Origin of the sequence: Paenibacillus hodogayensis (assembly GCF_039536325.1) — a bacterium.
Classification (GTDB): domain Bacteria; phylum Bacillota; class Bacilli; order Paenibacillales; family NBRC-103111; genus Paenibacillus_AB; species Paenibacillus_AB hodogayensis.
Genome location: NZ_BAAAYO010000002.1, coordinates 610,238 through 624,324, shown reverse-complemented (window position 1 = coordinate 624,324; position 14,087 = coordinate 610,238). Strand labels below are relative to the sequence as shown.

The 14,087-nt window shown below is 50.9% G+C and carries 14 protein-coding genes, 2 tRNA genes and 1 pseudogene; 9 read left to right on the top strand and 8 right to left on the bottom strand.

Annotation, left to right across the window (positions count from 1 at the left end):
• Nucleotides 1-35: 35 nt before the first annotated feature.
• The 5 genes and pseudogenes from ABD796_RS08235 to ABD796_RS08215 form a co-directional block, all read right to left on the bottom strand.
• Complete coding sequence (locus ABD796_RS08235; RefSeq protein ID WP_344905698.1) at nt 36-461, bottom strand: helix-turn-helix domain-containing protein; 426 nt, start codon at nt 459-461, stop codon at nt 36-38.
• Between the two features lie 144 nt (nt 462-605).
• Nucleotides 606-761, bottom strand: a complete 156-nt coding sequence (locus ABD796_RS08230) for a hypothetical protein (RefSeq protein WP_344905695.1) — start codon at nt 759-761, stop codon at nt 606-608.
• Between the two features lie 107 nt (nt 762-868).
• Nucleotides 869-1,148: pseudogene (locus ABD796_RS08225) on the bottom strand (hypothetical protein); the annotation flags it as partial.
• 4 nt (nt 1,149-1,152) lie between these two features.
• On the bottom strand, nt 1,153-1,284 hold the full coding sequence (locus tag ABD796_RS08220) for a hypothetical protein (protein WP_344905690.1): 132 nt from the start codon (nt 1,282-1,284) through the stop codon (nt 1,153-1,155).
• On the bottom strand, nt 1,281-1,529 hold the full coding sequence (locus ABD796_RS08215) for a DUF4277 domain-containing protein (RefSeq protein WP_344905688.1): 249 nt from the start codon (nt 1,527-1,529) through the stop codon (nt 1,281-1,283). Before ABD796_RS08215 ends, ABD796_RS08220 begins: the two co-directional genes overlap by 4 nt.
• Before the next feature lie 772 nt (nt 1,530-2,301).
• Between ABD796_RS08215 and ABD796_RS08210 the strand changes: the two genes are divergently transcribed.
• Nucleotides 2,302-3,363 carry an acyltransferase family protein gene (locus ABD796_RS08210; RefSeq protein WP_344905685.1) on the top strand — a complete coding sequence of 354 codons (1,062 nt, stop codon included), beginning with the start codon at nt 2,302-2,304 and terminating at the stop codon, nt 3,361-3,363.
• A gap of 88 nt (nt 3,364-3,451) precedes the next feature.
• Here the strand turns inward: ABD796_RS08210 and ABD796_RS08205 are convergent, their stop codons facing one another.
• Nucleotides 3,452-4,957: a sugar transferase gene (locus ABD796_RS08205; RefSeq protein WP_344905683.1), complete on the bottom strand. Its 1,506-nt coding sequence runs from the start codon at nt 4,955-4,957 to the stop codon at nt 3,452-3,454.
• Nucleotides 4,958-5,138: 181 nt separating this feature from the next.
• Here ABD796_RS08205 and ABD796_RS08200 point away from each other — a divergent pair, with 181 nt between their 5' ends.
• The 5 genes from ABD796_RS08200 to ABD796_RS08180 all read left to right on the top strand — a co-directional run bounded on the left by ABD796_RS08200 (nt 5,139) and on the right by ABD796_RS08180 (nt 12,032).
• Nucleotides 5,139-6,359 (top strand): outer membrane lipoprotein-sorting protein, encoded by a 1,221-nt coding sequence (locus tag ABD796_RS08200; protein WP_344905681.1) that lies wholly within the window; start codon nt 5,139-5,141, stop codon nt 6,357-6,359.
• 341 nt (nt 6,360-6,700) lie between these two features.
• The gene (gene alr, locus ABD796_RS08195; RefSeq protein WP_344906295.1) at nt 6,701-7,861 is read left to right on the top strand and encodes an alanine racemase; all 1,161 of its coding nucleotides are present in this window, start codon (nt 6,701-6,703) and stop codon (nt 7,859-7,861) included.
• 773 nt (nt 7,862-8,634) lie between these two features.
• Complete coding sequence (locus tag ABD796_RS08190; protein ID WP_344905678.1) at nt 8,635-8,916, top strand: CopG family ribbon-helix-helix protein; 282 nt, start codon at nt 8,635-8,637, stop codon at nt 8,914-8,916.
• A gap of 3 nt (nt 8,917-8,919) precedes the next feature.
• On the top strand, nt 8,920-9,270 hold the full coding sequence (locus ABD796_RS08185; protein ID WP_344905675.1) for a type II toxin-antitoxin system PemK/MazF family toxin: 351 nt from the start codon (nt 8,920-8,922) through the stop codon (nt 9,268-9,270).
• 518 nt (nt 9,271-9,788) lie between these two features.
• Nucleotides 9,789-12,032, top strand: coding sequence for a Tex family protein (locus tag ABD796_RS08180; protein ID WP_344905672.1), 2,244 nt, complete (start codon nt 9,789-9,791; stop codon nt 12,030-12,032).
• Nucleotides 12,033-12,130: 98 nt separating this feature from the next.
• On the opposite strand, the gene cmpA is transcribed toward ABD796_RS08180, so the two are convergent.
• On the bottom strand, nt 12,131-12,274 hold the full coding sequence (gene cmpA, locus ABD796_RS08175; protein WP_332090748.1) for a cortex morphogenetic protein CmpA: 144 nt from the start codon (nt 12,272-12,274) through the stop codon (nt 12,131-12,133).
• A 534-nt stretch (nt 12,275-12,808) separates the two neighbouring features.
• Nucleotides 12,809-13,162, bottom strand: a complete 354-nt coding sequence (locus ABD796_RS08170; RefSeq protein WP_344905667.1) for a hydrolase/acyltransferase — start codon at nt 13,160-13,162, stop codon at nt 12,809-12,811.
• Nucleotides 13,163-13,304: 142 nt separating this feature from the next.
• Here ABD796_RS08170 and ABD796_RS08165 point away from each other — a divergent pair, with 142 nt between their 5' ends.
• The 3 genes from ABD796_RS08165 (at nt 13,305) to ABD796_RS08155 (ending at nt 13,958) form a co-directional block, all read left to right on the top strand.
• Nucleotides 13,305-13,778, top strand: coding sequence for a SprT family protein (locus ABD796_RS08165; protein ID WP_344905665.1), 474 nt, complete (start codon nt 13,305-13,307; stop codon nt 13,776-13,778).
• A gap of 17 nt (nt 13,779-13,795) precedes the next feature.
• Nucleotides 13,796-13,868 (top strand) — tRNA-Asn (locus ABD796_RS08160).
• Nucleotides 13,869-13,872: 4 nt separating this feature from the next.
• Nucleotides 13,873-13,958: transfer RNA gene (locus ABD796_RS08155), tRNA-Ser, on the top strand.
• Nucleotides 13,959-14,087 lie beyond the last annotated feature (129 nt).

Here is a 14,087-nt window from a genome sequence, read left to right as displayed (position 1 = left end):
GTGTCGCGGTCAACGATGGATGCTGTTTGACCCGCTCAGTCCACTTCAATCTGCTCGCCGGGCTTGCGCTGAATCCGCATTGTGGCATTTGATTTTAAGGTGTACTGCTGGTAGTGATAACAAAACTGCGAATACATGAGTGGAATCTCTTGGCTCGACCGGCATTGCTCACAGTACTCGTTCCAGAGCAAACTAAGCGTTACGCCGCTTTTCGCCATCTCTTTGTGGATGTAAGCGTAATCTGGTTGCTTGCGGCCGGAGGATTGGACTGGTTCGGCAAAGAGGCGCCCTCGAAGCTCACCATCTGTGAGCTCCATGCCTAACGGCCAGGCGATTCCCAGTTCGTTTGCGCGTTCAATAATCTTGGAGACGGTGTTGCGCGAGCAGGCGCAACTGAGGGCGATGTTACGTTGGCTGATTCCTTGGCTGTGTAGCCGCAGGATTTCACGGTATTGGGTCATGGTGACCTCCTCTGAATGATTAGCGTCATCTTGTAACAACGCATAAAGTTCATTCTAACAGGAGGTCATTTGGGTGGCTCACATCGCCCGGAACGGTGGCTCAAAAACGCCGGAGACGTGGCTCTCATTCACCGGAACGATGGCTCAATTTGCCCCGGAGTATTCACTGCCCGCCTGGAAGGCTTCGGCGGCTTGCTCCGCATCAGCCTGACAGTGAAACGGAGTTTGGGCGGCTTCTTTTGCGACTTGCATCAGCCGGTAGCCTTCATCCTCCCGTTCGCGGGTTAACTCACATTCCACTTTCCACACCCCCGACACGTGGTAGAGAATGGAGTTTTTTGGGCAATTCAGCCGTTAAACGGTTGTAGCGATGGTTTTAGAAGCAAACCTGAGGCAAGTCGATTCAATTAGCCGAGATAAACTGATTCATCCAAGCCGAGACTAGTCAACACGAGCTTCTCCTCTTTACTCAAGGGGCGAGCGAATTGCCCGTTTCGAGTGCCATCCGGCATACGAAGGACGACGATCTTACTTTCATCGGTGTATACGGGATCCTTCAGGAAGGGAAAATTCATCTCGATGTGAATTTGCTCCTTATACAGGCCGAGCAGCGCCGTCCCATCCATCGTTTGGCCCGCCATTCGGGCGGCAAAGTGTCGCCAGCACAAAGCGAGATGACCGCCGGCGCCGATCAACCCGAATCGGATTTGTTTGCGCCTCGCCGGTCCCGACTGTAGACTTCGACAATCTGCAGCGCCTTGCTCGGTTTCGTGTATGCGCCGTAGACGGACATACTCGTCGTAGCGCCATGAAACACGCTCATCGGAATGCGCTCGTGAAGCCGGGACGGAGCAGTTGATCCAAATCTTGCTCCTCTGCCCATTTGTCCACATTCATCAGGGCATTTCGACCGCTCAGCATGTCGAGCACGTGCAGTTGGACGGCTTCGCCTGCGGTCGTCCGGCATTGCCGATCCACCGTTACAAGTTCATCGATTTTCCGGCACAACCCCAGATCGTTCATGAGACCGCTCAGCAACGGCAGGTAGCCGACTTTTTCGATTTGCATATTAGCCATCGGCTCCCAGTCCGACTCTCGATTCTATGACTCTAGCATACAGCATAATTCGTCATTTTCAGAGTCATAGAGGTTCGGAATGTGAGTCTTAAGGAACACTTTTCCACACCATCAAGAACGGTACCCGTTATGTTGCTTACGGTCGTTAACAAGTACTACGCCCCGAACATGCTTTCAAAAAACAATGACAACTCGGGTACTCACTCCGTCTTTAAACGGATGAAGGTCTCTTCGAGCTAACCTTTGAGACCGGTGGTAAGGTTCGAAGAAGCTGTGTCTGAAACTCATTATTGTAGAGTGTTGGCATGATCCTCACGAACAAGGAACAAATCGGGCAAGCGAAGTTGCTTTTTGTATTTCAGGTTCGGTTTGGTGATCAGCGTAGAATCAGCCACATAACATAAAGCAGCAGCCTGCTAGTCTGCCTGGACAAGCGTTTACCGCAGCTTACGAATGCCCGTGAAGCGTTTCATTTTTTGTCCAATGTTCGCGGTTCTTAGCATTCACAAGTATAGGATTACGCTCGGTAGGGGGGTGATCCCGAGTATGATTTAATGCCTGAGATGAGGCTGGTAATCCTTGCTTTATCCGTACACGATTTGCAGTAGGCCTTGCCCATGTAGTACCCTTTAGATTAATGTTGTCTCACTATGCTGGCCTCGGTGGAAGCGTACAAAGAAAGCCCTAGATAGGTGCAGAATGGAAATAGATTTATATACTTTTATCTTCATTACCACAATTTTTTGAGTTATGGGGGATTAGCTTGCAATTAGAGCAAAAAGAAAGACTTGAGTTTTTGGATATGTTACGAGGGATTGCAGCTTTAGCTGTGATGATCGAACATATGGGGGAAAGATTATTTCCCGGATTTGTTTATTTTATTAGCACTTATTTTCAAATGGGGCAATTCGGCGTGGTTCTCTTTTTTTTAAGTAGTGGTTTTATTATTCCGGATTCATTAGAGCGATCGAAAAGGTTGAAATTTTTTTGGGTAAAACGGTTCTTCCGGTTATATCCATTGTATTGGTTTAATCTGGGTGTGGCTGTGATGTTATATTATTTTTATATTCATCCAGCAGATATGCCTTCTATTTCAACGATTTTGGCAAATGTGACAATGGTTCAAAAGTTTCTTGGGAAGCCTGACATAATTGGGCTGTATTGGACATTAAGTACGGAAATGCTTTTTTACTTAATTTGTTCGATTTTATTCTTTATAGGTATGTTTAGACGAACTGTTACAATAGTATTTGTATTTTATATACTTGCCCTTGTCGCTTCTGCTTCTCCTATTGTGGGTATAAGGATTCCTGGTTGGGGTATGTTTTTCAATTTGTTTACAATGTTTATAGGAACTATCATGTACCGTTACTATCAGAAAAAAATCAGCGGTAAGGTCTTTTTCGTCGTGTTCGGCTTTTCATTCTTATTGATTTTGGCTGTTTGTTATAATGTTTTTTGGGAAGATAATGATCCTAAATATTTGGGAACCCATTCATTTTTACCTATGCTAAGTGCATGGACTATTGCTTATGTTTTGTTTTTTTTAAATTTGAGTATTAAAAGCATAAAGAGTCCCAAGATATTACTTTTTCTCGGAATGATTAGCTATTCTATATATTTAATGCACGCTCTTATTATTGAGATAATTCCAAAGTTAGACAGTGAATTATTGACGTTTATTATTTGGGTGGGGGCAACCCTTGGAGTTGCAACCTTGACTTATTTTGCAATAGAAAGACCTTTTATATCTATTGGAAGAAAAGTATTAGTTAAAAAAGCAATCACAGCCCCTGCAGGACCACATCTTGTTGAAAAGGGGTAATGTTAAGAGAGTAGCTAAGAGAACACAAAAGCTTAGTTACGGACAATAAGAGTAGACCGTCGATCAAAGACTCGACGGACTACTCTTATTAATAAGCTCCTTCACCCTTCAAGACAACAGGGAGCGTTTTAAGCAATATCCTAAACTCCAACCCCAAACTCCATCTCTCAATATAATAAATATCCAGTTTCACCCACTCTTCAAAAGGCAAATCACTTCTCCCACTTACCTGCCATAGCCCAGTAATCCCCGGCCTAACATCAAATCTCCGCCATTGGTAATCGGTATACTGCTCCACTTCATTAGGAAGCGGTGGGCGGGGCCCTACAAGGCTCATCTGCCCCATCAATACGTTGAACAGCTGAGGCAGTTCATCCAATGAATACTTCCTTATAAACCGCCCTACGCGCGTGATACGAGGGTCATTTTTAATTTTGAAAACCGGGCCGACCGCTTCGTTTTTGTGGGCGAGCGACGCCTTTAAAGCCTCCGCATTAGCAACCATGGAGCGAAACTTCAGCATGTTGAAGGGAGCGCCGTTTTTGCCAATCCGTTTTTGCTTGATCAATAAAGGTCCTCGAGAATCCAACTTAATGGCAATAGCTACGGCGGCCAGTATAGGCGAAATAAGAAGGATTCCGATCGCTGATACTACGAAATCCGCACTCCGCTTCATAAACCAATTGAGACCCCGCAGCGGTGTTCTGACGATCTCAATACAAGGATAGTCGAAAGCATGATCAAAGGAGACGCTGGACGTAACCAACTCGAACAGTTCGGGAATAATTTTGATCTGGACGTCGTACTTGCGGACGCTGGAAATCATTTTGTTAATAAGGCCGCGCTCGGATGGAATCGTGATATAAATTTCATGAATTTTATGCTTCTGCACCAATTGCTCGATGTCGGGTATAGAGCCGAGGACTTGATGGCCTTTTTTGTAATCGTCCAGAAATCCGATAAAGCGTGTCCTGCCGGTTTTGTTGGCATTGAGGTTGTCCCGGATCTGTTCCCCGACCCGACCTGCTCCGATAATGAGCACGTTTTTGTCGTAGTGGGGGGTGCGTTTCAATAAGATCAATACTCCCAAGCGAAGAAAACGCGAAGCCATGAAGCTTACTACCATCAATACGGCCAGAACGAGAATCAGCACGCGAGAGTAAATAACGCTTGTTTTTAGGAAGAAGATAAGGCCCAATGCGATTAAAAAGGAGAATGCCACCGCTTTGGCGGCGGTAAACGTATCGTCAATGATCTTGATGTCGCGATTCCATTTGAACATTCCGCGCTGATACAACCAGCCCGTATAGACGGCAAAGATGACGCCAATCAGCATCATGTACTCGCCGAGGACTGGAATTTGCTGAATGCTGGATAAAATGTCGTTCCATCTCAGTTCGTCGTAATCGGACACTACTTTGAATAGAAAGAGGACGATGAAGCATGTCAAATAAAGCAGGTATTCAACAGCAATCATGCTTATATTGAGCAACCTCTCCAGACGAAGCGTCTTCTTCTTATAAGAGACGATATCTTCGGCAATGAGCAGGTGGCCCGGCTTTATGTTTTTGTTCATTTGAATCTCCAGACTCATGGACAGTACGCTCCTTGACAAACTTTGATAGTTCCTAACAATTATAGCATAGAACTGCCGATTTAGTCCCCCAAAAGGTAGCCCAGCCCATTTTCTCTTTTTGTGCTTGTTCCGCATATTTGTCCAACCCCCTACATAGAGTTGTACAAGTAATCATTATTTCGTGTGAGGGGTTGATGAAATGCGTCGGGTCACATGGATGCTGGCCATCGTGATGTGCGTGGCATTAGTTGCAGCGGGTTGCGGGACGAGGAATGCGGAGCAAGTAGTCAAAGATTTGGATCATGTGATCGGAAAGCTCGATAGCTATCAGGGCTCGGGGACGATGACGCTGCAAACCGGTCAGCAAGCGCAGGAATACAGCGTCGATGTGTCGTACCAGAATCCGCACTACTACCGGATCGCATTAACGAATGAGGCGAAAGATATTACGCAAATCGTGCTGCGCAACGATGAGGGCGTGTTCGTGCTCACGCCGCATTTGAATAAAATGTTCCGTTTCCAAAGCGATTGGCCGGAAAATTCCGGACAAGTGTACCTATACCAGTCCTTGGTGCAAAGCATCGTGATGGACAATGAACGACAATTTGCCGAAGAAAAGGATGCCTATGTGTTCGACGTGGCGGCGAATTACCAGAACGGACTGTTGGCCCGCCAGAAAATTTGGCTGAACAAGAAGGACTACGCACCCAAGCAGGTGCAGGTGGCGGACGAGAACAACAATGTAATGGTTTCGGTGAAGTTTACGCAGTTCGAGTTCGGCAAAAAGTTTGATAAAGATTCGTTCGATATGCAGCGTAATATGACGAGCTGGAACCTGCAAACGATGCCGACCTCGGTCAAAGCAGCGGATGCCGGCAAGCTCGGGGCCGTTAATGGAGCTACGACACCATCCGGAACAAAAGGTACGGAGACCGGCAAGGAAACACCAGCCGCCAAGCCGACCGGCGCTGCAGCGACCGGTACGCCTTCGACAGGTTCAACAGCTCAAGGGACCACGGGCGCTCAACACCAGCAGCAAGGCACACCTACAGATAAGGCGACTGCCGCCGCTGCGCAAAGCTTTGGAATCGTGGAGCCGAGCTATGTGCCGCAGGGGGTCAAGAAGCAAGAATTGAAGGAAGTGAAGCTTGGCGAGGAGAAAGCGATTTTGTTCCGTTACTCCGGAACCTACAACTACACGCTTGTCGAATCGATGCCGCAAGCGAAAACGGTCACCTCTTTAAACGGAACGATTCTTGATCTGGGTTATACGATCGGAGTGGTAACGGGAGAAGAAAAGGGCTTGAGAACGCTGACCTGGACCTATGACGGTATGGATTACCGGCTCTCGACAGGGGACCTTTCGCCGACGGAAATGATCCGAATTGCCCAGTCCGTTCAAGGACAGGTTGGCAAGTAATAGGATCGAGAACATTAAGTAGTATGAAATTAAGCAAAGCGCAGTTGCTTGAAGAAAGATAGAACAAAGGGAAACTGTGAAGATGATCAGGCTGCAGTAGGCTGCAACTTTAGAGAAGCTGGGAATTCACATTGGATTTTATTTTCCCCACACCCCTCCGCCAGCCGAACGTCACCCGGCCAAGGACCGGGTGTTTTCCTTTATTTGTCCACCGCTTAAGGGGGAATTGTGAGGGTTTGTTCATTGACAGTGCAGGGGCATCGCCTTTACCATAGATGAGGGGATTCAGATCGGGCTTTCCATGAGAGGGATTGCGCAGGAAAAAGAAGAAGGTGAGCAGCTTGGAGACGTTTTATCGCCCGACTTGGGTGGAGGTATCGCTGGACGCGTTAAGGCATAACATTCAGGCATTTCAACAGGCTTTGCCCGCGCAAGTGGGCTTGATGGCGGTCGTAAAGGCGGACGCCTACGGCCACGGTGCAATCAAGGTGGCGCAGGAAGCGATCGATTGCGGCGCGGTCTACATCGGGGTCGCCTTTCTGGACGAAGGTTTGGAGCTGCGGAGAGCCGGCGTGACCGCACCGATCCTGGTGCTTGGCTATACGTCGCCGGAAGGCGTGCTGCCCGCCATGGAGCACGATATTACGCTGACCGTCTTTCACGAGGAGCTGTGGGATGCCCTGGACGATCTGGGCGAAAGCAAGCTGAATGTGCATATCAAAATAGATACGGGCATGGGGCGGCTCGGCCTGCGACCCGACGATGAGGCCATTGCTTATATGGAGCGCGCACTCCGGCATCCTTCGCTGAATGTGGAAGGGATTTATACGCATTTTGCCAGCGCGGACGAGACGGATAAGACGTATACACGGGAACAACACGCCAAGTTTGAACAGGTCGTCAAACACTTTCGCGAGCAAGGCGTCGTTTTCCGTTACGTGCATACGGGCAACAGCGCCGCCGGGATTGAGTGCCCGGAGCTCTCTTACAATATGGTACGGCTTGGTATAGCGATGTACGGCCTCTATCCGTCGGAGGAAGTAAACCGGGAACGCATGCAGCTTGAACCGGTAATGAGCATCAAAACGAAGCTGTCGCACATCAAAACACTACCCGAAGGTTCCGGGATCAGCTACGGTACGATATACCGCACGCAAGGGGAAGAGGTAATCGGTACATTGCCCATCGGGTACGCGGACGGCTACAGCCGCATGCTGTCTCAGAAGGTGCAGGCGCTTATACGCGGCCGGCGGGTGCCAATCGTCGGGCGAATTTGCATGGACCAGTGCATGGCGAATTTGTCCGGGGTCGAAAATCCGACGAAGGACGAAGAAGTGGTGCTGCTGGGCCGCCAAGGGGCGGAGACGGTGTCTGCGGAAGAACTGGCTGCCTTGCTCGGCACGATCAACTACGAGGTGACGTGCATGGTCTCCCATCGCGTTCCGCGAGTATATATCCGCAACGGGGAGCGGGATTGTGTCTTGAACCCGTTGGTTCGTTGAATTACTGAACGGGAGAATCTATTTTCCGGTACGGGCAGCATACATGAGAAAGCGGCGCATACAATGAATCGAGCGCCCCGGAACGTCTTGAATATGCAGCGGCCGCCGGGGCGGTTTTATACAATGTCTACACGTTGACAAAAGACCTGCAAAAGCGTCACCGTCCGATCGTGGAGCGGGAGAAACATTTTCCAGTTCCTTTTTCGACAGGGAGCGAAGGAATTAATCGACTTTTAGCGAATACGTATAGACGGAGATTGCGCGGAGTTGACGGAGTAAGTAGGCCGGAACTGCGACGGCGCTTCGTCGGGCAAGAAGGTAAGCAGCGTCCGAGCCAACGACGGTTCGCATTCGGTAGTGATTTGAACGAACTGAACGGTTCCGTGTATGGATTCAGGCAACTTCAGTCTGTCGGAGCAAGCGGATCGGCTCTAATACCGTCAGACCTAATCGTTTACAAGAAATAAGCAGATTTCTTGGGTGGCACATGAGTGAGTTTTCCAGATACACACATTTGGCAGCTCTGAAGATGTGTCTGATCACGTGCAGAGCACGAGACAGCCGGTATGCAAAGTGTATCTACTTTGCTAGACCTGCGGGGGAGAGTTTTCCCCGTCGGATGTATTTGCCCTGCCAATGTTCCGAAGGATGCTTTTTGCGAAGGATACACATACGTGATATATCCGAAGCATATACTTGTTCTTGTATAAAATGACTGTATTATCGACATAATGGAAGTATGGGTTTGGGAATGTTTTGGGGGTGCGAGATCGGTGGCCAATGCGCATAACACGAAAAGGATCATGATTAGTCTTCCGGATAACTTGCTGCAGGAAGTGGACGGCATCGTGGAGAAGGAAAACTCCAATCGCAGCGAATTCATTCGTCAAGCCATGAAGTTGTATTTGATGGAGCGCAAGAAGCGGCATTTGCGCGAGTCGATGCAGCGCGGTTATATGGAGATGGCCAAAATTAATTTGCATATGGCAGCGGAGGCATTTCAAGCGGAGGAAGACGCGGACGGTACCCTCGATCGCTTAGTTAGCGGGGTGTAGAGCTTGATTGTGAAACGTGGCGATGTATTTTTTGCGGACTTGTCACCGGTGGTGGGGTCCGAACAAGGCGGCGTAAGGCCCGTACTGGTCATTCAGAATGATATTGGGAACCGTTTCAGTCCCACTGTCATCGTTGCGGCGATTACGGCGCAAATCCAGAAAGCCAAGCTGCCAACACACGTAGAAATCGATGCGGAGTCGCACGGGTTCGACCGCGACTCGGTTATTTTGCTCGAGCAGATTCGGACGATCGACAAGCAGAGGCTGACGGATAAAATTACGCATCTCGACGACGAGTCTATGCGCAAGGTGGACGAAGCGCTGCAAGTCAGCGTAGGCCTTATTGAGTTTTGAAATCGGCTGCAAAGGACACGCAAACGAGGAGCCCCCTCGTTTTTTTGTCGTTTTCATTTTTAATGATTGGTTCTGAAACGAGTCTTGAGGCATTCCACGGGGCATCTTTCGAAGGACGGATGTTCCATCGTGCTTTTTTGAATCGGGAGAAGCATTCCGCCTGACCGAACGTACTCCATACATAAACAGACGATTTGTGAACAAGATGGGGATAACTATTGCGAAATATGTGGATAACCCTCGTTGTATTGTTGATTATTTGTGAATAATGTCCTTCTTTTTGTGGATAAGGATAAAAACGGTTCATAAAACGGCTGTTCCAAACTGCAGCGACAGATCGGTCCAGTCGTCCGGCTAAGGAGCGTTATGGTATAATAGGGGTCAGCAGAACGAAGGTAGATGGGGAAATTAGGTTAAAGCATCGCGGCATCAAGCGGAATAGGCGGTTATTAGCGAGCAAGCACCGCTTTAATCGTCGCTAGGTAGAACGCCAATTCATGAACAGAAAGAGGTAGCGCATGGCAAAAGAGCTGGAAACGAAAGAAACGGCCGTTCTGGGGGAGCAGGCCGGCAAGTACGAGCTTACCGAGGAGCAGAAGACGCTCCGTCAAGAACGCATCCTGAAGCAGGTAGCCAGGGAGCTGGAGCTTCCGCTCGGCAAAGTTCGGGCTTCCGTCGGTTTGTTGGACGAGGGGAACACCATTCCGTTTATCGCCCGTTACCGTAAAGAAATGACCGGAGAGCTGGATGAGACGCAGCTGCGGGATATTGAAGAACGGCTGCAATATTTGCGTAATTTGGAGGACCGCAAGCTGGAGGTCATCCGGCTAATCGACGAACAGGGCAAGCTGACCGCGGAGCTGAAAGGCGCGATCGAGCAGGCGGTGAAGCTGCAGGAGGTCGAAGACCTGTACCGTCCTTACCGGCAAAAGCGCAAGACGCGCGCCAGCGTAGCCAAAGAACGCGGACTGGAGCCCCTCGCCGTTTGGATCATGACCCAGCCTCGGCAAGGCTCTCTGGAGCGGGAAGCGGCAGCTTATATCTACCCCGACAAGCAGGTGAATACGGCCGAGGATGCCATACAGGGCGCATCGGACATTATTGCCGAAAACTTGGCGGACGACGCGAAAATCCGGGCATGGGTGCGCCGTTTTACGCAGGAGCAGGGAATCGTCGGAACCGAGGCGAAGGATGCCGGGGTCGAGTCGGTCTATGAAATGTATTACGCCTACCAGGAGCCGATTCGCCGTCTGCCGCCGCATCGGACGCTGGCGATTAACCGGGGAGAGCGCGAAGAAGTGCTGAAAGTCCGGCTGGAGGTGCCGTCCGAGCGCATCCACGATTACATAGCCAAACAAACGATCAGAGGGGAATCGATCGTAAAAAGCACGCTGCTGCTCGTCATTGAGGACGCCTACAAGCGCTTGATCGCGCCTTCGATCGAACGCGAAGTGCGGGGAGAGCTGACCGAGAAGGCGGAGGAGCATGCGATCCGGATTTTTGCCGAAAACTTGCGCAATTTGCTGCTGCAGGCCCCCATCAAAGGGAAGGTCGTCCTGGGCGTCGACCCGGCTTTCCGGACGGGTTGCAAGCTGGCGGTCGTGGACGAGACGGGGAAAATGCTGTACATCGACGTCGTGTACCCGACGGCGCCGCACAACAAGGTTGCCGAGGCGGAAACGAAAGTAAAAGCCGCCATCGAGAAATACGGCGTAGAGCTGATTGTCATCGGCAATGGGACGGCGTCCCGCGAGACCGAGCAGTTTATTGCCAGTCTGATCGCTAAGATCAAGGCACGCAAGCTGCAATATTTGATCGTCAATGAGGCTGGAGCGAGCGTCTACTCGGCTTCAAAGCTGGCTGCCGAAGAATTTCCGGCGCTTGACGTGGCGGAGCGGAGCGCGATTTCGATCGCCCGTCGTTTGCAGGATCCGTTGGCCGAGCTGGTCAAAATCGAACCGAAGGCGATAGGGGTCGGGCAGTACCAGCACGATGTGGCTCAGAAGCATTTGGAGGAAGGCTTGAAGGCCGTTGTGGAATCGGCGGTTAACCATGTGGGCGTGGATTTGAATACGGCCTCTCCGTCCCTGCTGTCCTACGTGTCCGGGATTAATGGCACCATTGCCAAAAACATCGTAAAGTTCCGCGAGGAGAACGGCAAGTTCAAGGACCGCAAGCAGCTGCAAAAGGTACCCCGGCTGGGTGCCAAAACGTTCGAGCAGTGCGTCGGCTTTATGCGCGTCAGCGAGGGCGCGAGTCCGCTGGACAATACGCCGATCCATCCGGAGTCCTACGAGGTGGTCGACCGTCTTTTCCGCGAGCTGAAGCTCGATCTCGGGAAATTGGGCTCGCAGGAGCTGAAGGAAAAACTGCAGCATGCGGATACGGAGGCTTTGGCCGCAAAGCTGGATGTGGGGGTTCCGACGCTGCGCGATATTATGGATAGCTTGCTGAAGCCGGGGCGCGATCCGCGCGAGGAGCTGCCGTTGCCGATTTTCCGCACCGACGTGCTGCAGATCGAGGATTTGACGCCGGGAATGCAGCTTCAGGGAACGGTGCGCAATGTAATCGATTTTGGCGCCTTTGTGGATATCGGGATCAAGAACGACGGCCTGGTGCATATATCCCAATTGAGCGATACGTTCGTGAAGCATCCGATGGATGTCGTGTCGGTCGGCGACACGGTAACGGTATGGGTGTTGAACGTCGATCTGAAAAAGGGACGCGTCGGCCTGACCATGAAAAACCCGAGCAAATCTTGATCGTTGTAGGGTATGCAGCGCACGCATGGCCGGCGGCGGTTCCCCCAGGGCTCCAGCCGATACAAGAAAAACGCCCCGAGGACGTTTTCCTCGGGACGTTACGGTCGGGATATATGAACGGACTCTTTGGAGTCGGTGATTTTGGTTCGATAGAAGAACCAGCAGTCGTTCAGCAGCCGTATTTGCCGGATATCCTGCTTGCGGAACGCCTTCTCCAGTTGATGGCAAAGCCACTGCGGCATAACTCCATCCCCTCTTTCCCAAGGTCTCGTAACACTGTGCTCTTACCTATAGGATATGGGGAAATAGCGGAGACGGTGCAGGTCCTTTTGCGAAAAAATCATCCCGGCCAGCGTGCGCCGCTTTTTTCGGAGCACAACATGCAGGTATCCGGGCAAGGTGAGCTGTGCGCTATGGCCCTTGTTGAGCTTGCTGAGTAAAAAGGCTGTCGCCTCAAGCAGAATGATCTGCTTTGGCACAGCCATTTTCCAAATGTACCTGAACCGTTCTGACTATATAAGTTGAACGAATGTTTGGGAAGCCCATTTCATTCCGAAAAGAACTGCCTTGCTGCTCAGACATGTTGTTTTCAACTCCTGGATTGAAAAAAAGACTCAGCGGAATGGAGTTGAAAGCGGCCATTTCCAGGAAGTGATTTCGTTCAACTTATGTAGTACAAAGCTAGGCCTTAAACGGTATCCGTGAAATGGACCGAATCCCTTGCACCGCAAGGGATCGAGCCTTCCGGAATACACAGAGGTGGCTCTGATTTTGTACTAAGCGTCTTCTTCCTCTTCGTACCATTGCTCTAGCTGGGCCTGCAGAGCGCGAATTTCGGTAAGCAGCGAGATAAGCGGGTAAGCCTTCTCGTCCAACGCGGCAAACGCTTGCTCCAATTCATTCATGTATTCGAGTCCGTGACGCACGGGACAGGCGTTGTCCACGATATCCAGCGCGTCGCATTCGGCGACCACATGCGGCAGGCTCGGGACATTGGAGGCGGTCAGCTTGTCCAGTTCCTTATGCAGACGGCGGTTGAGTGCGGTCAGCTGGTACACGTGGTCTGCGGGCATTTCCACGAATTCCAGGGTGGAGCCGAGCAATAATACGGCGTATCTCATTTTCGGCATGGCGGTAGTTGTTCTCCTCTCGGCGTTTTCCGGGCGTCGTGATCCGTTTCCGTTTCGTTCTACTTGACAGTGTAGCGTAAGAACGAGTTAAAATTCAAGTACAGGTTATACCCGGAAGTCTTGTTTGGAGGGAGGGGCAGGTATGGACGACAAGGAGCTGCAGCAGTGGATCGAACGGGTGTCGTTGCAATACTTCAAACGGCCCTTTCTGCATACGGCGTCATTCAATCACCGTCTTCGGACGACCGGCGGGCGGTATTTCATGAAGTCGCACAATATCGATATTAGCTGGCACCAATACGAGGCGTTCGGAGCGGAGGAAGTCGAGAAAATCATCAAGCATGAGCTGTGCCATTACCATCTGCATTTGCAGCGGAAAGGGTATAGGCACCGGGACGATGATTTTAAAAGGCTGCTTGCCGAGGTCGGTGGCACCCGGTACTGCCAGTCGCTAGGCATGCGCAAGCCGGCGCAGCCGTTCCGATACAAGCTTCAATGCGTCTCCTGTGGAACCTCTTATTTGCGCAAGCGGCGCATGGATCCGGGCAAGTATGCGTGCGGCGCATGCAGAGGGAAGCTAAAGCTTGTCACGCTTGACTTGAACTCCAATTCGTGATAAATTCAGTAGTACATTCCCTGATAGCTCAGTTGGTAGAGCACTCGGCTGTTAACCGAGTTGTCACAGGTTCGAGTCCTGTTCGGGGAGCTTTGGAGAGATACCCAAGAGGCCGAAGGGGGCGCTTTGCTAAAGCGTTAGGGTGTAACAGCCGCGAGGGTTCGAATCCCTCTTTCTCCGTCCAAGAAAAGCCGCCGCTAGGCGGCTTTTTGCGTTGAAGGAGAGAGGGAGGAGAACCCGAGAAGAGGGGGCGTCGGAGCGATGCTTCGATAGGAAAGGCTGCGCAGTCTCGGAGGCCGGAGAGTATCC

Excerpts from the sequence above, each read along its gene's own strand:
- ABD796_RS08235 (WP_344905698.1), bottom strand. The coding sequence starts at position 461 with ATGACCCAATACCGTGAAATCCTGCGGCTACACAGCCAAGGAATCAGC.
- cmpA (WP_332090748.1), bottom strand. The coding sequence starts at position 12,274 with ATGCCGCAGTGGCTTTGCCATCAACTGGAGAAGGCGTTCCGCAAGCAG.
- ABD796_RS08165 (WP_344905665.1), top strand. The coding sequence starts at position 13,305 with ATGGACGACAAGGAGCTGCAGCAGTGGATCGAACGGGTGTCGTTGCAA.
- ABD796_RS08170 (WP_344905667.1), bottom strand. The coding sequence starts at position 13,162 with ATGCCGAAAATGAGATACGCCGTATTATTGCTCGGCTCCACCCTGGAA.
- ABD796_RS08200 (WP_344905681.1), top strand. The coding sequence starts at position 5,139 with ATGCGTCGGGTCACATGGATGCTGGCCATCGTGATGTGCGTGGCATTA.
- ABD796_RS08220 (WP_344905690.1), bottom strand. The coding sequence starts at position 1,284 with ATGAGCGTGTTTCATGGCGCTACGACGAGTATGTCCGTCTACGGCGCA.
- ABD796_RS08180 (WP_344905672.1), top strand. The coding sequence starts at position 9,789 with ATGGCAAAAGAGCTGGAAACGAAAGAAACGGCCGTTCTGGGGGAGCAG.
- ABD796_RS08215 (WP_344905688.1), bottom strand. The coding sequence starts at position 1,529 with ATGCAAATCGAAAAAGTCGGCTACCTGCCGTTGCTGAGCGGTCTCATG.
- ABD796_RS08205 (WP_344905683.1), bottom strand. The coding sequence starts at position 4,957 with ATGAGTCTGGAGATTCAAATGAACAAAAACATAAAGCCGGGCCACCTG.